Annotated in this window: 9 protein-coding genes; 2 read left to right on the plus strand and 7 right to left on the minus strand. The window is 66.1% G+C overall.

The window, feature by feature from the left end; translation table 11 throughout:
- Nucleotides 1-6 precede the first annotated feature (6 nt).
- The 7 genes from FHS47_RS11805 to FHS47_RS11835 form a co-directional block, all read right to left on the minus strand.
- Nucleotides 7-1,275, minus strand: coding sequence for a divalent metal cation transporter (locus FHS47_RS11805; RefSeq protein WP_167027414.1), 1,269 nt, complete (start codon nucleotides 1,273-1,275; stop codon nucleotides 7-9).
- Nucleotides 1,265-1,927: a BON domain-containing protein gene (locus tag FHS47_RS11810; RefSeq protein ID WP_167027417.1), complete on the minus strand. Its 663-nt coding sequence runs from the start codon at nucleotides 1,925-1,927 to the stop codon at nucleotides 1,265-1,267. Before FHS47_RS11810 ends, FHS47_RS11805 begins: the two co-directional genes overlap by 11 nt.
- Nucleotides 1,928-2,023: 96 nt before the next feature.
- Nucleotides 2,024-2,503: a host attachment protein gene (locus FHS47_RS11815; protein WP_167027420.1), complete on the minus strand. Its 480-nt coding sequence runs from the start codon at nucleotides 2,501-2,503 to the stop codon at nucleotides 2,024-2,026.
- 17 nt (nucleotides 2,504-2,520) lie between these two features.
- Complete coding sequence (locus FHS47_RS11820) at nucleotides 2,521-3,411, minus strand: universal stress protein (RefSeq protein WP_167027423.1); 891 nt, start codon at nucleotides 3,409-3,411, stop codon at nucleotides 2,521-2,523.
- 85 nt (nucleotides 3,412-3,496) lie between these two features.
- Complete coding sequence (locus tag FHS47_RS11825; protein ID WP_167027426.1) at nucleotides 3,497-4,972, minus strand: serine hydrolase; 1,476 nt, start codon at nucleotides 4,970-4,972, stop codon at nucleotides 3,497-3,499.
- Between the two features lie 166 nt (nucleotides 4,973-5,138).
- Entirely contained in the window at nucleotides 5,139-8,009 is a 2,871-nt protein-coding gene (locus FHS47_RS11830) for a type 2 lanthipeptide synthetase LanM family protein (protein WP_167027429.1), read from the minus strand.
- An 84-nt stretch (nucleotides 8,010-8,093) separates the two neighbouring features.
- Nucleotides 8,094-8,282 (minus strand): DUF6229 family protein, encoded by a 189-nt coding sequence (locus tag FHS47_RS11835; RefSeq protein WP_167027432.1) that lies wholly within the window; start codon nucleotides 8,280-8,282, stop codon nucleotides 8,094-8,096.
- 211 nt (nucleotides 8,283-8,493) lie between these two features.
- Here FHS47_RS11835 and FHS47_RS11840 point away from each other — a divergent pair, with 211 nt between their 5' ends.
- Nucleotides 8,494-10,173 (plus strand): cyclic peptide export ABC transporter, encoded by a 1,680-nt coding sequence (locus FHS47_RS11840; protein ID WP_167027435.1) that lies wholly within the window; start codon nucleotides 8,494-8,496, stop codon nucleotides 10,171-10,173.
- A gap of 285 nt (nucleotides 10,174-10,458) precedes the next feature.
- On the plus strand, nucleotides 10,459-21,315 hold the full coding sequence (locus tag FHS47_RS11845) for an autotransporter-associated beta strand repeat-containing protein (protein ID WP_167027438.1): 10,857 nt from the start codon (nucleotides 10,459-10,461) through the stop codon (nucleotides 21,313-21,315).
- The last annotated feature ends 91 nt before the right edge of the window (nucleotides 21,316-21,406 follow it).

Here is a 21,406-nt window from a genome sequence, read left to right on the forward strand (position 1 = left end):
CGAGGGTCACAGGAACAGACCCAGGGCGACGAGCCCCATCGCCCCGGTCGCGATCCACCCAACGACGCGCAGCGCGCCCTTGAGGATGAACGGGCCCATCAGGGCCCTGCTGGAGGCAGCGAGCATGATCGCCCCCATGAGTGGCACCGCGACAACGCCGTTGATGACGGCAGACCAGAACAGCAACCGGAACGGCGCGATGGGCAGGAAGGTCAGCAGCGTTCCCAGCGCCGTGGCAATCGCCAGGATCGCGTAGAACGTGCGGGCCTGGTCCACGGTGCTTTCCAGGCTGCCTTCCTGCCCGAGCAACTCGGACAGCGCATAGGCAGCGGAGCCTGCCAGCACGGGAACGGCGAGCATGCCGGTGCCGACGATGCCCAGCGTGAACAGCGTCGATGCGAGGTGGCCACCGAGCGGATCCAGCGCGCGCGCCGCGTCGGCCGAGGTGTCGATCGACGTCACGCCGGCACCGTGCAGCACCACGGCGGCGGTCAGCATGATGAAGAACGCGACGGCGTTCGAATAGATCATGCCCAGGTCCGTGTCGACACGTATGCGCTGGAATTCTTCCGGCGCGTCTTCCGGTGCGGACAGCAGCGACCGGGCGCCCGGATCGGCCCGCTCGGTCTCGACTTCCTGTGCCGCCTGCCAGAAGAAGAGGTAGGGGCTTACGGTCGTGCCGAACACGGCCGTGAGCGCGACCAGCGTCTGATGGTTCCACTCTGCCGGACGCCAGTGCGCGAGCAAGTCCCGCCAGGGAATCCCCACGACGCATGCTGTGAGGACATAGGCGAGAAGGCTCATCGTCAGGAGTTTGAGGATAGGCGCGTAGTGCCGGAACGGAATGAACATTTCCAGCAGCAGCGACACAGCGGCGCAGAGCAGGGCCAGGTAGCGGGGATGCCCGTCGGTGAGCATGGCCAGCGCATCCCCCATGGCTCCGATATCCGCGGCCAGGTTCACCACATTGTTGACGACGAGCAACGCCACGAGGCCACCCACCAGGCCACGCGGCAGGATTCGCACCAGATTGGCCGTCAACCCCATTCCCGTTACCCGGGCGATATGGGCACAGATCGTCTGGATGCCGATCATCAACGGCACCGTGGCCACGGTCGTCCAGAGCATGCCGTAGCCTAGCTGCGTGCCCACCTGCGAATAGGTGGCCACGCCGCTGGGATCGTCGTCCGCGGCGCCCGTGACCAGACCGGCCCCGAACCGTCGCCAGACGCCTCTCGTTCGTGCGACGCCGACGCTGGCGGCGTTAGTCGGCACGCCATTCGATGTGCAGATTGTCGTGAACCTTCCTTACCCCTGGAATGGCCCATGCGGCTCGCTCGATCGCGCGGCGTTCTTCGTAGTCGCCCACGTTACCCTCCAGGGTGACCTCGCCGGGACTTACGACATCGATCTGTATCCGCGCGGCTTCACCGTCCACGTGGCGACGGAGCGCATCCTTGATCTTGTCGCGTACGTCTTCCGACTTCAGCGCCTGCTTTATCTCTACGTTGTTGATCACGCCGTGGATGCCGGTCAACCGCCTTACCGCCGCCTCGGCGGCGAAACGCTGGTAGTGCCAGTCGACGGTTCCGGTCAGGGTGATCCATCCATGCGACACCTTCACGCGGATCGAATCGGTGGGAACGGCGCTGCTCCAGGCGAGGATCCTGGCGGCGCGTGTGGCGATCTCGTCGTCGTTGACCTTCGCGTCTTCGGCAAGCCGAACCTCGATTTCCTGCGCAAGCGCTTTCACCCCTTTGATGCGCCAGACCGCCTTTTCCGCATCCACCTTCTGCGAATAGCTGGGAACGTGCCCGCTGAGGGTGACCACGCCTCCCGCAACCGACACGGCAATGCCACGGGAATCGATGCCCGGCTCGAAGTCCAGCTCCTCGATGATTTCCTGACGCAGTTGCATATCGTTCATGGCTTTTCTCCGTTGAGAGGGGACTTTTGTTCTAGCAAGGAGGGCAGCGCCCATCTGATCCAGGTCACGACCGCGCGCCGTGGCGCACTGTGGCCTTCAGGCGGCCGGTCGCTTCGGTTCAGCGGCGAAGTGGTCGGGAAAGCCGGCACGCACATGGCGTTCGAGCGTTTCGGCCTGCAGGCCGACAATATCCTTGCCTAGCGTGCCGGCGACCCCGGCAAGCTCGAGGTCCCCGATCTCCTCGCAAAGCATGCCCAGGAAGCGCGGTGGCGCGACGAGAAAGACCCGTGCATAGCGTCGGTGCGCATGCGCTTCGCCCAACTGCTCCGCGATGTGTTTCGCAAATGCCCGGGCACTGTGATCCTTCCTGCTTTCGCGAGGCTCGATGACGTGTCTCGCGCCGCCGACGCTTTCTTGCGATCGCGGTACCGTACGCCCGGTGTTGAGGGCCATCGGCGGTCCCCGCAGTTCGGGATTGGCGTATCCGGCCACCTCGGTCCATGCACCTTTCCTGTCGGGTGCTTCGAACAGCCGAGCTCTTGCGGCATCGCAAGCGAGTATCCAGATAGTGGACATGGAAAGCCCCCTTGGTGTCAGTGGGAGAAGAACGTCGGGAGAGTGGTTTCGAAGAAGAGCTCGCGTGTCGTGCCTCCCACCGTCCATTCCCGCCACCTAGGGTGACCGTAACCACCCGCCACGAGCAATCCGGCTTTCACGTTCCGGCAATAGTCCAGGAGCAGGCGGCTCGGCACGCGGCCTTCGCCGCGAATCCGGTGGACGGTGACGTTGACGCCGTGCGATCGCAGCAGCAGTGCGGCAGCTTCACCTGCCTCGGCTGCGCTCTCGAGCGGCGAGGCCGGCGGATCGATGGTCACGAAATCGACGGTCGTGGCATTCAGCAGCAACGGCAACGCATCGTGCATGGCCCGGGTCGCTTCCGGTGAGTCGGTCCAGGCGATCACGGCCTGCTGGATCGGCAGTGTGATCTTGGCGCCCTCGGGTACGACCAGGACAGGCCTTCCCGAATTGAGCAGGAGACCCGCGAAGAGCGCGTGGGTATAGGTGGCATCCGCGATCGATCCCGAGGGGCGCGCGGTCACGACGAGATCGGCCCTGCGTGCAGCCAGTGCCGCGAGACTGGCGGGGTCCTGGAAGGTGGCCTCGAGGGTCGTGATATCGCCCTCAACGCCATACGAGGCCAGGCGATGGCGAATGTCCTGGGCCTGCCGTTGCGCCTCGCCACGGATCTGCTCGTGACGCTCGGAAATGGCCGGGTCCATGGAGAGTGCCCAGGCACTGGCGTCCACGGGCATCGGCAGCAGTTGGATGACGCTCACCTTGGCGTTCGCTGCAGCGGCGATGGCTGCCGCCGCAGCGAGCGCGGCACTGTCGCAGCTGACTTGCGCGGCGAGGCTGCCGATGTTGTGCCAGCCGATGGATGCCTCGCCTACGCGCTTTGTTGCGGTACGTGATGTGACGGACATGGTGTGTTCCTCCCCGGGGGATGGCACCCTTGTAACGGGTGCGCCCGGAGAGGACATTGACGAGGATCAACCCGAGGCGATTGCGTTATTGACCGCCTTGAAGCTTCTTCAGGTGTTCGGCACCGTGGGCGTTGGAAGGATCGAGTGCCAGCGACTTGCGGTAGTTCGCGATGGCGTTCGGTTTGTCGCCCAGCGTCTCGTAGCCTTCCGCCAGGCTGTCGAAAGCGTTCCAGCTGGTTGGCCATTGCTCGGTGTTGTAGCGGAAGAGGCCGATCGCCTGGGCGCCCTTGCCTTCGCGCAACAGGCCGTAGGCCCAGGTGTTGACGAACTCCTCCGAAAGATGCAGCTCCGGATACTTGCGCTTCACGTCTGCGATCACGCGCGAGGCATTGGCGGAACGGTCCTCCTGCAACGCGCGTTCGAGCGCCACCAGCGCCGGCGGCCTTCCCCAGATATCTTCCAGTGCCTGGTTGGCCAGATCCTGCAGCTCGTTCTGCGCTTCGCCCGGCCGGTTGGCCAGAAGGATGATCCCGTAGCCGAGCGCGGGGTACATCTCGATGTAACTGGCGCAACCGAAGGTGCTGCCGGACATGCGCAGGCGCGGCTTGTTCTCGACCGTTCTGCTGAGAACCCAGTTGAGGCCCATCGCGGATTTGCCGGGGTCGCCCCAGGCAGGCTTCTGGGTCAAGCGAATGGCCGGGTCGGTTGCCGCCAGCTCCGCGGCCAGGAACTTCGCCATGTCGCGCGTGCTGTAGCGCAGGCCACCCGCCATCAGGAATGCATCTTCGTACATGCGTGGCATGGCGACGTGGCGCTTGTTGTAACCGTCGACCTCCAGGGATTCGCGGCTCTTTCCAAATCCCGTCTGCATGCCCAGCGGCTTCTCGATATAGCGAGCCACCAGACTTTCGTACGATTCGCCATAGACCTTCTCCAGAATGCGGCCCATGAGCACCGGCGCGAGATTGGAGTGTTGCGTCTGGGTGCCGGGCTTGCGACTGAGCCTGGCGTTCCTGAGTTCTTCGTACACCTGGTTCGGTGTGATGCGTTTCATGGCGTCTGTCGCGATGAAGGGCGCCTTGTCCGGATCGGCACCGACGGGAAACGGATTGGGCAGATTGTCGGGTAGCGCCGAGGTGGTCGTGACCAGGTCGACGATGCGCACCGGCGTGCCTTCCCATGCCAGGTTCGGATAGTCGCCGGGGAGATACTTACGAATGTCGTCCTGGAGGTTGATCTTCCCCTCCAGTACGGCGTGCGCGAGGATCAACGCATTGAACACCTTGCTGATCGAGCCGATCTCGTACACCGAGTCTTCCGTGGGCGGTTTGTCCTTGCCGCGCGTGGTCGTACCGAAGTTGTAGAAATGCGGCTGGCCGTTCCTGACCACCGCGATCGATACGCCGTCGGCACGGCCGTCCGCAATGAATCGGGTTCCGAGCACTTGAAAGACGCGGTCCATCCGGGCCTGCTCGGACTCGGGAGCACTCTGGGCCACCGCCATGGAGGCAGGTATCGGGGCGAAGCAAATCAGCAAGAGGAGGAGCTTGCGAAACGGCATCGTGTCATTCCTGTGGGCGATGGGGCGTGCAACGCCGACCGCGTCCGGATGGCCGACGGCGGGCTCGTCGCTGGGATGGATGCAGGAGGGCAGGAAAAGGTTGCAACCTCCCGCGTCGGACACCTGATGGCGACCGACTCGCGCCATGGGACACGAGGCGCCCCTGTCAGCCCGCGAGCACGCCGTCTTCCTCGGCGGCCGTGAGCGGCGCCGCTTCCAGGCCACACTCCATCAGCAGCGGCGATGGCACCCGCGATGCGGGGTGCATGCGGATCAACTGCAGGATCGATCCGGACACGCCGCTCATCAGGCCCGGCGTGAACGCATCGCGTGCCAGCCCGCCGACGATGCCGTGTTCCTCGATGCTGGACAACACGATCGCTGCCGGGGGGAGTCCGGTGCTGGGCACCAGGGCAGGGGAGATGCGTGCTGCCCGGGTCAGCAGTTCCCAGGTGCTGAGGTCGCCATGGCAAAGGGTATGGCTGTGTCCCCAACCTCCCTCGGCGGCGGCGCGCACCGCGCGGCGCAGTGTGTCCAGATGACGCGGGTGCCTCGTGCGCTCGTACAGATCACACGCCGCCATGCCGATGCCGACACTGCCATGGCACCAGGTATTGGCGAAGTCGCCGCTGTCCGGTTTGCGCACATCGATCCAGTTGCCCGCCTTCGCGTCGTACAGCGATTCCTCGAAATCAAATGCCCGCTCGGCAAGCTCGAGCCAGCGGTGACGATCGCTGCCGTTGCCGGCCTCGCTGAGCCCGAGGCGTGTGAGCGCCCAGCCGCTGCCCGTCGCGCCGTGCGCGAAGCCGCCGATCGGCTCGCTGAAGATGGAAGCGGACCAGCGCGCGCCACGCTCGTCGACGATGGCGGTGGCCTCGAGATGCCTCCCCGCACGCGCAGCCAGTGTCAGCCAGCGTGGATCGCCGGTGGAATCGGCGAGATTGATGAGGGGAACGATCGCGCCGCCGACGCCCTCGAGGATATCGAGCACGCGTTCGTTCTCGATGTCCCACTGTTCCATACGGGCCGCTTGCGCGACGGCGTGGGCTAGGAAGCCTTCGCCGGGACGCAGGTGATCCAGCGTGAGCCAGGTTTGCACCTGCGAGCCCAATCCGATGAAACCACCGATGGCCTCGGCTTCGTCGGCGTCCTCTGCGACGCGAAGGATGCGGAGCACGCCCTGCAGCGCCCCCGTGACCCCGGCCACCTCGTCCACGCGGCCATGACGCATTTCTTCCGCGTACGCGGCGAGTGCCAGCGCGATACCGCCCAGGCCCACGTAGAGATTGGCCTGCAGTGTCCGCATGGTCCAGCCGCCGCGGCCGAGGATCGGACTGATCCATGTCATGGTGCCGTCGTTGCCACGCACCGAGAGGCGCAGGAGCTGTTCGAGCGTTTGCCGGGCCATCGACCGGCGCCGGCGATCCAGGTCTCCGGCATGCGCTCGCCGGGCGGACAGATCGTATGGCGAGCGCTTGTCGTCGTTGAGGCGGACGTTGAGGTGGGCAGTGACGAGGGCGCCGCGAATGGTCAGTTCTTCCAGTTCGATGCGCATGTCCAGCCACGCACGAAACACCTCGTCGCGTTGCGTCTCGTCCAGCACGTTCGCGAAGACGGGAACGTCGCCATGGCGCATGTCGTCGATTTCACCGGCGATGGCCGAAGGATCGGCCGGAGCGATGGGCGAGACCGCGGCGTTCCGTGCCAGCAGGTCGCGAGCCCGCTCGATGGCGGCCGCTTCGTCGTGTAGCGATGCAGGATGCCAAAGCATGCGCATCACTTCGACATACGCCTGGGTAGGCCGCCGGATGCGTCGTATACGGCAACCGACGAAGGCGTCGAGCAACGGAGCGAGCTCCCCGTTTCGGTGCCGCTCGACAAGCGTTTCGGTCATCGTGCGGAAGCCCGCGACGATGTCTTCCCAGAATCGGGAGATATCGGGGTGGCGGCATGGATGGTTCTTGCCGGTTTCGATGTCGATGCTGACCAGACCCACACGCGCATCGGTGGTGCCGGGATCGACGATCTCGGGCACGCGGATCTTCGGTTGCTCACCCTGCAACGCGCCGATGGCGGAAATATCGACACCGTCGAGGCCGAGCACGGGCGCTCGGAAGGGCACGAGGCCCGTGCGCAGCACCGAGGAGCGAATGAGCGCCTGCGCAAGGTCTACCGCTTCGCCCTTCTGCGACGGCGGGAGTGGAACCTCCGTCACGAACAGGCTCTCGACGTCGACCACATAAGGCACGACGGATGAGGCGATGAGGTTTTCGTAGTGGATGTCGGTGCCGCCGAGCAGCCGCATCACCGCCAGCCAGTGCCCGATGTTGCGATAGAAGATGGACAGCTGGGTGTCGTCGGCACAGTAGATGTGCTCGACGTAGCGGCTCCAGCCGTAGTCGACCCGGTCGAGCACAGCGGGTACGCGTATCCGCGAAGGATCGCCGGGGAGTACGGTAGCGAGAAAATGGTCCAGGGCTGCATCGACGCGCAGCGACCTCGGTTTGTACATCACCGTTCCGCCGGCAAACGTAAGGCGTGCCACTGATTGTCCGCCCTCGTGCACGTCGCCTTCGCCGAGGTCGAGCGCGCGTAATTCGCCAAGTTCCGTTCCGACGAAGCGGGACAGGGCTTCGCGATCGGTTGCCAGCCGCGAAAGCATGGTGGCGATCGCCCGGCGCTGCTGGTCCAGCACGCGGGCGAGGCGGCCGTGCAAGACGGGATATCGGCGAGCGAGTGCCGCGGAGAACTCGGGCGTCATGGCTCGCGCGATGAAGGCAGCGAAGCGCGTGGCCTCGGTCCCCTCGGGCAGGTCGCCGGAGAGCTTGGCTGCATGCAACTCAAGCAGGAGCACACGGTTGAGCTTTCGCTCCGCGTTGTCGAGCAAGGCACGCTCCGCGGCCGCTGCGACGAGCAGACGCTCCGCGTGGTTGAATCCAGGTTGACGGCCGATGTCTTCGGCGAGTTGCCGGCGCGCATCGCGAGCGAAGAAGGCGATGACAGGAGCGAAGGCGTTCTGCGAGGCGGATGCGTCCATGAGCGTTCCCGGCGATACCCTTGGGTTTTAAGGGGGAAAGAGATAGCCGTGGTGGTTGGCCACGGCTATCGCGGCTACTGCCTGTCAGCAGCAGACGCCCGGCCGGGAAGCCGTACACGAACTGCAATTCGAAACCAGTGCGATGTCCGTGCTGGTCATCGCCATCACCGTCTGGGCATGGCCCTCGGTGTAGAGCGAGCCAGCCGGGTTGTCATACCCACCTACGCTATCGGCGCCACTCAGCCATCCCGCCAGGATCTTGTCGGTCTGCATACGAGTACTCCTAGGTTTTTCAGGTGTGCGCCCGGACGTTGAAGAAGCGCATCGCGGCGGGCGCGTCCACGACGACGCCGAAGCATTCTGATGAGTTCGGAAGGAGTATTCGCAGCGCTTGCCGAATTAGCGTGCAATCGATACCGCATGACGGCTATGCGTTTCTGGCACCATGTGACGACGTCGCTTCCTCGGAGGGAAGGGTGCATCGATGATCCTCAAGCGCTTCATCGTCCAGCACCGCGCCCTTGTGCTGGGGGCCGTGGTTCTTTCCGCCGCAAGCGCGGCCTGCACCATGGCCTTGCTGTCGCATATCAACGAACTCGCGGCACACGGCCTGCCCGACGCCCGCGCAGCGGCCCTGTGGGTGGGCGCGGGGTGGTTGCTGGCCGTGCTCGGCACGGGTGCCGCGTCGCAGTTCATCCTTGCCCGCCTGGGCGGCGATCTGGTCGCACAGCTTCGCCTCGTTCTCTCGCGGCGCTTCATCGACCTGGAGTACGAGAAGCTGGCCAACGAGAAACATGCGATCTTCGGCTCGCTGATCGAGGACGTGGCAAGCATCGCGCCGCTGGTGCTCGTCGCGCCCCTCTTGGCGTACAACCTGCTCCTCGTTGTGCTCTATGCCAGTTACCTGGCCAGTGTGTCGCTGCCGCTGCTGTGCATACTCGTGCTCTTTCTCGGCACCACGGTGGCGGCCTCGCTGACGCTGGAGCGGTTCCTTCGCCGTCGCTTCGACGCCCTTCGCGAAGCCAACGAGAAGGTCTTCGAATACTTCCGCTACTTAAGCGAGGGGAAGAAGGAGCTGGCACTCAACGCGGCGCGCGCCCGACATGTCGCCGACCAGCTCATTCGCCCCGCCATAGGTCGCTCGCGCCGCCTCATGATCCAGGTGCATACGGGCCTGGGCTTCAACGAGGCGTGGTCGTCGGCGGTGATCTACGCATCGGTGTTCGTCATCGTCTATGTCGGCTATGCGACGCTGGCGTTGCCGCAGGCAACGATCATGCGCTTCGTGATCGGCGCGCTTTTCCTCAGCGGGCCCGTGGCGTTCATCGTCAGCGCTGCCCGGCAGGTGGGTGTGGGCACTGCCAGTCTGAGACACCTCCAGCGGGTGGGGCTGGATATGGGCGACGAGGCCGAAGTAGCCGGACGCGACGATGAGGGGGAGGGTGACGACGCGTGGCATACCATATCGCTCAGGGGCGCCACGTACGCCTATGCCGGCGACGAGGATGGACGCATCGCGCTGGGGCCGGTCGATGTCGACATACGCCGTAGCGAGCTTCTCTTCATCGTCGGAGGCAACGGTAGCGGCAAATCCACCTTGTTGCTCCTGCTCGCCTCGCTGCTCACGCCACGCACAGGCGAACTGCTTATCGACGGCGTGCCTCTGGATGGCGACAAGCAGCGGCACCGCCGTCGCTTCACGGGCGTCTTCGGCGATTTCTTCCTCTTTCCGCATGTGCTCGATGCGGCCGGGCGCCCGGTATCCGACGAACGCATCCGGAACCTGCTCGCATCCCTGGGGCTGGGTTCCCAGGTAACAGTGGAGCAGGGGGAACTGTCGAAGCTCACCCTCTCGACGGGACAACGCAAGCGTCTGGCACTGCTGCAATGTTATGCGGAAGACCGCGACATCTTCTTCTTCGACGAATGGGCCGCCGATCAGGATGCCCATTTCCGCGATTACTTCTATCGCACGCTGCTCCCGGACCTGAAAGCGCGGGGCAAGACGGTTGTGGCGATCACTCACGACGACCGGTATTTCGGGCTTGCGGACCGTGTGCTGAAGCTGGAAGCCGGGCGTATCGTATCGGATACGCGGCAGAGCGTTGCGGGCGCCGTGCACGGATCGCTCGCGAAGGAGTCTGCGTCGACGCAGGTCGACTGATGCAGGATCGGCATTCGTGCGCGTACCCCGAGCGAGCGATCTGACTCGCCAACGTTCAAAACGGTGATCTTGCGCACATCTTTCACCAGCCCGACATTGCGTATCATGCGTGCGACCAGGGGCAGGGGTGTCTCATGTCATCAAGCAGCGAGCCGGCAGCCGCCGGCAGCGGTTGCACGCGCCCGAAGGCATCTGTGTCTTCGGGCAAGTCAAACCCATCGTGAGTATTGCCCGTGACGGCATGCCGTCGCGCCGGTGGCGCTCGCTCCTGACAAGGGTAATCCAATGAATCGAGTGTTCCGCATCGTCTGGTCGCAGACGTTGAGCGCGTGGGTCGTCGCCTCCGAATTGGCCGGTCGGCACGGTAAAGGGCGTGGCCGCGCGGTTCAGGACGGCGCGGACGAACGCTCACTCTCGCGACGTATCGCGGAATCGCGGGCAATGCGCCTTGGCGTGCTTGCCGCGCTTGCAGCCATGTACGCGCCAGGCGCGCTGGCTGTGGACCGCTACTGGGATGTCAACGGCGGTTCGGCCGGTAGCGGCGGCACCGGTACGTGGAACACGGTGTCGCCCTACTGGAACGCCGCCGGCGATGGCGTGGCAGGTCCATTCTTTGCCTGGAACAATGCGGGCCTCGACAACGCGGTCTTTGCCGGCACGGCAGGAACGGTGACACTGGGAGCGCCGGTAACCGCGAACGCGCTCACCTTCAACACGGTCGGCTATACCCTCACGGGCGGCACGCTCACATTGGCCGGTACCACGCCAACGATCACGGGTGCCGGGGCGATCAGCTCGGTCATTGCCGGCACCGCCGGACTTACCAAAGCCGGAACCGGCACGCTGACGCTGAGCGGAGCCAACACCTTCAGCGGCGGCATCAATGTCAACGGTAGTTCGCTGGTCGTGAATGGCGACGCCGCGCTGGGCGCCGCGAGCAATGGCGTGACGATGGCAGCGGGCACGGGCCTCGGCGCCAGCAGTGCGCTTGCTTCTACCCGTGTTGTCAGCCTGACCGGCGGCACGGTGAGCCTCACGGGGCCAGGCGTCGGATCAGCCCGGTTCACGGGAACTGCCAATCTGAACGTCGGTGGCAACGTGATCATGAGTAACGCCGCCAGCGATTACGATGGCGTGACGGCCTTTCGCGGCGGTGGAAGCTACGGATTTACGTCGATCGGCAACCTTGGCGAGGCCAGCTCGCTCGGCGCACCAACCAGCGACGCCAACGGCCTGGTGAGCGTGGCGGCAGGAGGTGGCCTCGGCGGCTCACTGTATTACACCGGCGACGGCGACGTTTCCAATCGCGACTTCCAGTTCGGCAATACGTCCAGCGGTGGTACCGCCTTGCGGAACACCGGTACCGGCACACTGGTCTTGAGCGGCGACATGACGATGTCGGGGTCCTGGACGCTGGGGCATAGCTTTGTCGCACAGTCCGCCGACCTGCAGATTCTCGGCGTGATCAGCAGTCCGAACTCGACCCGGACCATCGGTTACGCCGGTGGCGCCGGCCGCAGCATCGTCCTGGGTGGCGCCAATACCTACAGCGGTCCCTCGACCATCAACACGATCACCGTGTATGCCCCGGTGCTAGCCGATGCTGGCAGCAGCAGCTCCTTCGGCACCGGCACGGATGGCAACCTCAACCTCCAGAACGGCACCTTGCGCTATACCGGCGGCGCTACGTCGTCGAACCGCACGATCACCTCCGATGGCGCCAACACGTTTGCCAACGACGGCACCGGCGGCGTCTCGCTCACTGGCCAGGTCGCCTTTGTCGCCGGCGGCACCGATACATTGAACCTGTCCGGCACCTATGCCGGCACCAATACCGTGAGCGGCGTCTTTTCCGGCACGGGCAACCTGGTGGCGAACGGCAGCGGCAACTGGTTGCTGAGCGGCGCCAATACCTACACGGGCACCACCACCGTACAGGCGGGAACACTCACCGCAGGCAGCGTCGATGCTTTCGGCGCGTCGAAGGGATTGATCGTCAACGGCGGCACGCTGGATCTCAACGGCCTGGCCATCAGCGCGCCGTCCCTGTCCGGCACCGGCGGCGTGGTGCAACTGGGCAGCGGCTTGCTCACGCTCAATGCGTCGGCGGGCAGTACGAGCTACGGCGGCACCATCGCCGGTACCGGTGGCCTCACCAAGCTTGGTGCGGGCACGCAGACGCTTTACGGAACCCACACCTACAGCGGTGCCACGACGATCGGTGGCGGCACGCTGGCGCTGGATTTCGCAGGTAGCCCGAGTACCGACATCATCAGCAATGCTTCCACCCTCAATCTCGCCGGCGGTACATTGGCGGTGAAGGGCACGGGCGCGGCCAATACCCAAACCTTCAACGGGCTGAACGTTACCGCCGGCAACAACCGCATCAATGCCAGCGCCGGCACGGGCGGTTCGTTGACGGTCGCACTGGGGGCGATCACCCGCGGCGGCGGCCTGGTCGATTTCGGCTACAACACCGGCGCGACCATCACGACGACGCAGCCGGACGGCGCGCTCGGCGGGTGGGCGACGGTCAACGGCTCGGACTATGCGCAGGTGGCAGGCGGCGTGATCACCGCGTTCACCGCGTATGCCGACAAGGACGATGCCGGCCAGTGGCTCAATGGCGACATCGTCAGCGACGAGGGCGGCGCGGCAAACACACCCTACTTCGGCACGGTGAACGGCAACGTCGCGCTCGGCGGCCTCAAGTACACCGCCGCGGCGCCGTCGACGGTGAACGTCGGCACGGGCAATACACTGGGCGTGGACGGCAGCATCATCCTGTCGCCGACGCTGGGTACCACCACGCAGACCATCCAGGGCGGCTCGCTGACCGGTGGCGCCGGCGGCAGCCCCCTCGGTGTGCTGCAGAACAGCGGCGGTACGTTCAACATCCGCTCGACCATTGTCGACAACGGCGGTGCCACCAGCTTCATCCTCGGCGGTTCGGGTGCCGGTACCGTTGCGCTTTCCGGTGCCAACACCTACACCGGGGGCAACACGGTGAGCGGGGGCACCCTGTCGTTCAACAGCATCGCCGACGGCGGCGCGGCCAGTGCGATCGGTGCGTCGGGCAATGCGTCGTCCAATCTGGTGCTGGAGAACGGCACACTGCGCTACACCGGCGCCACCGCCAGTTCCGACCGAGGTTTCACGCTGGTCAATGGTGGTCCGTCGCGCACCATCCAGGTCGACGGTAGCGCCGATCTGACGTTCGGCGGGGCGGTGACCAGCCCCGACGATGCCGGTTTCACCAAGACCGGTACCGGTACGCTGACGCTTTCCAACGGCGCCAACGATTTCATCGGACCGGTGACGGTGAGCAATGGCTTGCTGTCGACCGGCACGCTCGCCAACGGCGGCACGGCAAGCGGCATCGGCGCCGCCACGTCCGACCCGGCCAATCTCGTCCTGCAGACCGGCGGCGGCCTGCAGTACACCGGCGCCACGACGTCGACCGACCGCGGCTTCACGCTCGCTGGCGGGCAGGGCCACGTCGACGTCAGCCAGGCAGCCACCACGCTGACCGATAGCGGTACGGTGGTGGGAGGCGGAACCCTGGTCAAGGATGGCGCCGGCATCCTGGTGCTGTCGGGTGCCAATACCTATACCGGCGGCAGCACGGTCACTGCCGGTACGCTGCAGGCCGGGTCGGCTACGGCTTTCGGTGGCAGCGGGCCCGTCACGGTCAATGCCGGCGCGACGCTCGACGCTTCCACTTTCAAGGTCACCATCGGTGGACTGAACGGCGCGGGCAACGTCACCCTGGGCACGGGCGGCGGTCTGGTGATCAACGGCAACGGTACGTTCTCCGGCGCCATCGGCGGCCCGGGCAGCGTCACGGTGGTCGGGCATTCCGAGGTCATGAACGGCTGCGGAAGCAGTTACACCGGCGCCACCACGCTCTCGTCCGCCACCATCAGCACCGACTGCCTTGCCAATGGCGGCCAGGCCAGCGGCATCGGTGCCTCCGGAAGCGCACCCGCGAATCTCACGCTCAGCAGCGGCACGTTGATCTATACCGGCGGGAGCGTTGCCATCGATCGCGGTATCCAGCTCACCGGCAATGGCGCATTGAGCGTCAGCAACGCGGCTACGACGCTCGGCATCGGTGGCACCATCCAGGGCACCGGGCAGATGCAGAAGCTGGGGTCCGGCACGGTGGAGTTCGGTGGCACCAACACGTATACGGGCGGCACCTACGTTCGTGCCGGCATCTTGCGTGCTGGCGCGACCAATGCATTCGGCACCGGTTATGCGACGCTGGACGACACGGCCGGCGCCGCGCTCGACCTCAACGGCTTCAATACCGGCGTCAGCTACATCAACGGCGGCGGCACGACCGGCGGCAACATCGATCTGGGCAGCGCAACGCTCACGATCACGAACGGTGCCCTCAATTTCGCCGGCGCGATAAGCGGCACCGGCAACCTGGTGAAAAACGGAGGCGGAACGCAGTTGCTGTCCGGGAGTGCGAGCACCTATACCGGCACGACAACCGTGAATGCGGGTCAGCTCCAGGTGTACGAACTCGCCGACGGCGGCGCAACCAGTTCGATCGGCTCGTCCGGCAGCGCGGCCGGCAATCTCGTGCTCAATGGCGGCACGCTGGCCTATGTCGGCGCGGGCGACGCCACCAACCGGCTGCTCACGCTCGGCCCATCGACCACCAGCGCGCTGGACGCGTCCGGTACGGGCGCGGTGCAGTTCACCAGCACGGGCGCGCTTGCCTTCAGCGGCGCCAACACCTCGCAAACGGTGACGCTGACCGGCACCAGCGCTGCAAACAACGGCCTGGCCTTGCAGATTGCCGACAACGGCACCGGCAAGACTTCGATGAGAAAGACAGGTACCGGCACCTGGATCCTGCGCAATCCGGCCAGCACGTACACCGGCGTCACCACGATCACCGGCGGCGTGCTGGGCGTGGACAAACTCGGCAACGGCGGCCAGGCGAGCAGCATCGGCCAGTCTTCCGGCGCGGCGGCGAATCTGGTGATCGGTAGCGGCGCCACGCTGCGCTACACCGGGACGGGCGACACCACGGACCGTCTGTTCACGCTGTCCACCGGCGCAAGCGTGATCGAATCCTCCGGCACGGGCGCCATCGTCTTCAGCAATACCGGTTCGGCTGCCTATGCCGGCAACGGAAACCGCACGCTGGGGCTCGGAGGCAGCAACACCGGCCTCAATGCGATGGGCGGCAGCATCATCGACGGGCCCGGCGGCGTCACCACGGTGGCGAAGAACGATGCGGGCACCTGGGCGCTTACCGGCAACAACACCTACACCGGCAACACGGTGGTCAACGGGGGCATTCTGCAGATCGGTGCCGGTGGTACCACCGGATCGATCGCGAGTCCCAGCGTCATCGTCGCGGCCGGTACGCTGGCCTTCGACCGTTCCGACACCATGACGCTGGCCGGCACGGTTTCCGGCGCCGGCAACGTGGTGCAGCAGGGCACGGGCACCACGGTCTTCACCGCCGCCAATACCTATACCGGCGGCAGCACCATCAGCGCCGGCACCCTGCAGCTTGGCAATGGCGGCGCCAACGGCAGCATCGTCGGTAACGTCACCGACAACGGCACGCTGGCCTTCAACCGGTCGGACGTCTATACGTTCGGTGGCCTCATAGGCGGCACCGGTGGCGTCACGCAGCTCGGCGGCGGCACCACCGTGCTCACGGCGGCCAACACGTATGCTGGCGCGACGAACGTGCAGGCCGGCACGCTGCTGATCAACGGGGACCAGGCTGCCGCGACCGGCACCACTACCGTGCAGAGCGGCGGCACGCTGGGCGGCAAGGGCGTTATCGGCGGCAACGTGACGGTGGAGAGCGGCGGCGCTCTCAGTCCGGGCGATGCCGGCGCGGCGGGCACGCTCACCATCGACGGCAACCTGAACCTGGCGAGCGGGGCTGCGCTGAACTACCAGTTCGGTCAAGCGAACACGGTGGGCGGCGCGCTCAACGATCTGACGGTGGTCCACGGCAACCTCACCCTCGACGGCACGATCAACGTCGCCGCGACACCGGGCGGCAGTTTCGGGCCAGGGCTTTACCGCATCGTCAGCTATGACGGTGCCCTGACCGATAACGGCCTTGCGCTGGATACCGCGCCGGCCGGCACGTTCCAGGTACAGACCTCCATCGCGCACCAGGTGAACCTGCTCAATACCGGCGGGCTCACGCTCAACTTCTGGGACGGCCCCTCCGGCCACGCCAACAACACCATCGACGGCGGCACGGGGGTGTGGCAGAACTCGTCGGGCAACGACAACTGGGCCGACCAGACGGGCCAGTACAACGCGCCTTACAGCGATGGCGAGTTCGGCATCTTCATGGGCACGCCGGGAACGGTCACGGTGGACAACAGCCTCGGCGCCGTCACCAGCTCGGGCATGCAGTTCGCGGTAAGCGGCTACACCATCGCAGGCGGTCCGCTCACGTTCAGTGGCGCGCCGAACATCGTCCGTGTTGGCGACGGCACCGCGGCGGGCGCCGCCATGACCGCGACCATCGCCGCCTCGCTGACCGGCACCGGCGGACTGGTGAAGGAAGACCTCGGGACATTGGTGCTCTCCGGCAGCAATACCTACGCCGGTGGTACCTCCGTCAATGACGGCACGCTGGAGGTATCGTCCGACGCCAACCTCGGCGATGCGTCCGGTGCCCTCGCTTTCGACGGCGGCACGCTGCGCAACACGGCAGCACTGTCTTCCGCCCGCGCAGTGACGATCAACCAGCAAGGCGCCACGCTCGATACCCAGGCGGCGCTCGTCCTGTCCGGAACGATCGGTGGTGCCGGTGGCCTGACCAAGATCGGTGCCGCCAGCCTCACGCTGGACGGGAACAACAGCTACGCGGGCGGCACCGCCATCGACGGCGGCAGCATCGTGGTCTCCAGCGATGGCAACCTCGGCGATGCCAGTGGCGCGCTCACCTTCGACGGCGGTGTGCTTGAGAATACGGCCGGTTTTGTTTCCTCGCGCACGATAACGTTGAATGGCGCCGGTGGTCGGTTGCTCACCGACGCCGACCTCACCTTGAACGGCGCCATCGGCGGTGCGGGCACGTTGACCAAGGACGGCGGCGGCGCGCTGGTGCTGACCGCGAACAATAGCTACACCGGCAGTACGCTGATCCAGGCCGGCACGTTGCAGTTGGGCAACGGCGGAAGTGGCGGCGCCATCCTGGGCGCCGTCACGAACAACGGAACACTGGTATTCAACCGCTCCGACAACCTGGCCTTCGCCGGGCTGATCACCGGCGTCGGTGCGCTGGAGCAACAGGGTAGCGGCATCACCGTGCTCGGTGCCGACAACAGCTACGCCGGCCCGACCGCCGTGCGTGCGGGCAGCCTCTTCGTCAATGGCGATCAGAGCCTCGCCACGGGCGACACGTCGGTGGACGCCGGCGGCACGCTTGGCGGCAAGGGCACCATCGGAGGCAACGTGCTGCTGGCTGACGGCGCCACGCTCAGCCCGGGCGACCTTGGCGTTGCGCCGGGCACGCTGACCGTCAAGGGAAGCATGGCGATGAGTGATGCCAGCAACCTCGACGTCAGCTTCGGCCAGGCCAACGTGGTGGGCGGTCCGCTGAACGATCTGCTGCGGGTGAATGGCGATCTGACGCTCGACGGCACGGTGGACGTATCGGTATCCGCAGGCGGCACGTTCGATCCCGGCATCTACCGCATCATCGGCTACGACGGCGCGCTCATCGACAATGGCATGAGCATCGGCACTGTGCCGACGCCGAACTATTTCCTGCAGACGTCCATTGCGCAGCAGGTGAATCTGGTCAACACCGCCGGCCTCGACGTCAGCTTCTGGGACGGCAATGGCGCGCGCGGCGACAGCCAGGTGCAGGGCGGCGACGGCGTGTGGCAAAACGCCGGCGGCAACGACAACTGGACCCTGATCGACGGAAGCGTGAATGCGCCTTACCAGGACAGCTCGTTCGCCATCTTCGGCGGCGCGGGCGGTACGGTGACCGTGGATGACACCCTGGGTGCGGTGAACAGCGGCGGCATGCAGTTTGCGGTCGGGGGATATCGCCTGCAGGGCGACAGCATCGCATTGGCCGCGACGCCGACCATCATCCGCGTCGGCGATGGCACGACGGCGGGCACCGGCATGTTCGCCACGATCCAGTCGGTGCTTACCGGCACAGGCGGCATGACCAAGTCCGATCTCGGCACGCTGGTGCTCGCCGGCGACAACACCTATACAGGCGGAACCACCATCACCGGTGGCGCGTTGCAGATCGGCGAGGGCGGTACGAACGGATCGATCCTGGGCGATGTGACCGACAACGGTGTCCTGGCCTTCAATCGATCGGATGCGCAGACTTTCGGCGGGATGGTGTCCGGCACAGGCGCGTTGATGCAGGTAGGTAGTGGGGCCCTGACGCTCACCGGCGCCAATACGTACACCGGCGAAACCATCGCGCAGACCGGAACGCTGCTGGTGAACGGTGACCAGTCCGCTGCGACCGGTGCCACTACCGTGCGCAGCAGCGGCACACTCGGGGGTACGGGCACGATCGGCGGCGACGTGAGGGTCGGCGACGGCGGCACGCTGAGCCCGGGTGACGCCGGAGCGGCGGGCACGCTCACCATCAACGGCAACCTGGCGTTTGCCGGGACCAGCAGGCTCGATTACCAGTTCGGCCAGGCCGGCACGGTGGGCGGCGCGCTCAACGACCTGACAGTGGTACACGGCAACCTCACGCTGGATGGCACGCTCGACGTCGCGCCCACGGCGGGTGGCAGCTTCGGCGCGGGCGTGTATCGCCTCTTCAGCTATGACGGCTCGCTCACGGACAATGGCCTGGCGCTAGGCACGGTGCCGACGGCGGATGCCTTCGTGCAGACGTCCATCGCGCACCAGGTGAACCTGGTAAACAGTGCCGGCCTCACGCTGAGCTTCTGGGATGGCCCCGGTCATGCCAACGACGGCGCCATCGCCGGCGGTACAGGTACCTGGCGCCTCGACGACAACGACTTCTGGGCCGATGCAAGCGGTTCGCTCAATGCGCCGTACAGCCACGGTGCGTTCGCCGTGTTCGGCGGCGCCGGTGGCACCGTGTCAGTGGACAATGCGAACGGCCAGGTGTCGGCGTCGGGCCTGCAGTTTCAGACAGACGGGTATCGCTTGACGGGCGGTACGCTGGCGCTGGCCGGAGGCGCATCGGCTATCCGCGTGGGCGATGGCACCGCGGCCGGTGCGAGTATGACCGCCACCATCGAGACAGCGCTCATCGGTAGCGGCATGCTGGTGAAAGACGACCTGGGCACGCTCGTTCTGACCGGCACCAACGTCTACGCGGGCGGCACCGAAGTCCGCGCCGGCACGTTGCAGGTGGCCAGCGACGGCAATCTCGGCCTCGACAGCGGTGCACTATCGATCGACAACGCCACCTTGCACACGACGGGGAGCTTCATCACGCAGCGCACGGTGGGCCTGGGCGGCGACGCCACGGTGGATACCGATACCGGAACTCATCTCGAATTCACCGGCATGGTCTCCGGACCGGGCAGCCTCACCAAGACCGGTGGCGGTACCCTCACCCTGAGCGGCAGTTCGACTTACAGCGGAGGGACCACGGTGGCCGGCGGCACGCTGCTCGCGGGCACCGAAGGCGCATTCAACGCATCGTTGGCGTTCACCGTGCAAGGTGAAGGCACCCTCGACCTGGACGGCCATTCGCAACGCGTCGCTTCGCTCGACAACGCCGGCAACGTCGCCCTGGGCAACGATCCCGGCACGGTGCTTACCGTTGCCGGTAATTACACGGGGCAGGGCGGCACGTTGAATGTCGACGCGGCGTTGGGGGGCGACGACTCGGTCACCGATCGCCTGGTGGTGACGGGCAACACGGCGGGCAACACCGTCGTGCGCGTGACCAATGTGGGGGGCGCGGGTGCGCCGACCCGGCAGGGCATCAAGCTGATCGACGTGCAGGGTGCATCGAACGGCTCATTCGCGCTGAAGGGCGACTACGTGTTCCAGGGTCAGCAGGCCGTGGTGGCCGGAGCTTATGCGTATCGCCTGTACAAGGACGGCGTCGATTCGCCCGACGGCGATTGGTACCTCCGTTCGGCGCTCACCGCCGGCGCGTCGGCCGGTGGCGAGCCGCCGGACGCGGATCCGCCGCAGCCGCTGTACCAGCCGGGCGTGCCGCTGTACGAGGCCTACGCGGGCGTCCTGCAGCAGCTCAACACGCTCGATACGCTGGCCGAGCGTGTCGGCCACCGGCTGTGGGCCACCGCGCAGGATGCCGGGGACATGAAACCGGGCGAGGGCGTGTGGATGCGCGTGTCGGGTGGCGACCGCACGCTGCATCCCGAAAGCTCGACCAGCGGCGCGAACTACGACGTGTCCTCGCGGAAAGCGGAGGCCGGCATCGACACCACCGTTACCGAAAACGAGGGCGGCCGGCTCGTGGCGGGCGCGACCTTGCAGTACGGTCGCAATCACTCCGATGTGCGCTCGCTGTACGGCCAGGGCCGATTGGAAACGGACACCTATGGCATCGGTGCGTCGCTCACCTGGTATGGCGATCGCGGCTTTTACGTGGATGGCCAGGCACGCGGCATGCGTTTCGACACCGATCTGCGCTCCGGCACCCTCGGCCAGTCGCTCAAGGACGGCAACAAGGGGTACGGATACGTGGCCGGCGTGGAAGTGGGCCAGCGCATCGGCCTGGGCGATCACCTGTGGGCGATTCCGCAGGCCCAGTTCAGCTATGGCAATGCGCGCTTCGACGCGTTCAACGACAGCTTCGGTGCGCGCGTATCGCAGCGGGAAGGGAAGGCGATCACCGTGCGCGGCGGCCTGGCCATCGACTACCAGCACGCATGGCAGGCGGCATCGGGCCCGATGGCTACGCACGTTTACGCCATCGCCAACGTGTATCGCCACGCGACGGACGACGCCCGTGTGAAGGTGGCCGGCACCGACTTCAGCACGCGCAACGAGCGCAACTGGGGAGGCTTCGGACTGGGCACCACGCTGGATTGGGCGGGCGGGCGCTATTCGGTCTACGGCGAGGTGCAGGCGAGCACCGGGCTGTCGCACTTCGGCGACAGCCATGCCCTCAACGGCAGCCTGGGGTTCCGCATGCGCTGGTGATGTGGCGCATCCCGCAACACCCGATCCGCGGCCGGTCGGGTGTTGCCGGGCACGGCGCTCAGGGGAACGTTACGTCGGAGAACGATGCCGG

Origin of the sequence: Luteibacter sp. SG786 (assembly GCF_011759605.1) — a bacterium.
In the GTDB taxonomy this organism is placed as follows: domain Bacteria; phylum Pseudomonadota; class Gammaproteobacteria; order Xanthomonadales; family Rhodanobacteraceae; genus Luteibacter.

Coding starts and splice junctions, on each gene's coding strand:
- FHS47_RS11810 (WP_167027417.1), bottom strand. CDS start 1,927: ATGAACGATATGCAACTGCGTCAGGAAATCATCGAGGAGCTGGACTTC.
- FHS47_RS11815 (WP_167027420.1), bottom strand. CDS start 2,503: ATGTCCACTATCTGGATACTCGCTTGCGATGCCGCAAGAGCTCGGCTG.
- FHS47_RS11820 (WP_167027423.1), bottom strand. CDS start 3,411: ATGTCCGTCACATCACGTACCGCAACAAAGCGCGTAGGCGAGGCATCC.
- FHS47_RS11825 (WP_167027426.1), bottom strand. CDS start 4,972: ATGCCGTTTCGCAAGCTCCTCCTCTTGCTGATTTGCTTCGCCCCGATA.
- FHS47_RS11830 (WP_167027429.1), bottom strand. CDS start 8,009: ATGGACGCATCCGCCTCGCAGAACGCCTTCGCTCCTGTCATCGCCTTC.
- FHS47_RS11835 (WP_167027432.1), bottom strand. CDS start 8,282: ATGCAGACCGACAAGATCCTGGCGGGATGGCTGAGTGGCGCCGATAGC.
- FHS47_RS11840 (WP_167027435.1), top strand. CDS start 8,494: ATGATCCTCAAGCGCTTCATCGTCCAGCACCGCGCCCTTGTGCTGGGG.
- FHS47_RS11845 (WP_167027438.1), top strand. CDS start 10,459: ATGAATCGAGTGTTCCGCATCGTCTGGTCGCAGACGTTGAGCGCGTGG.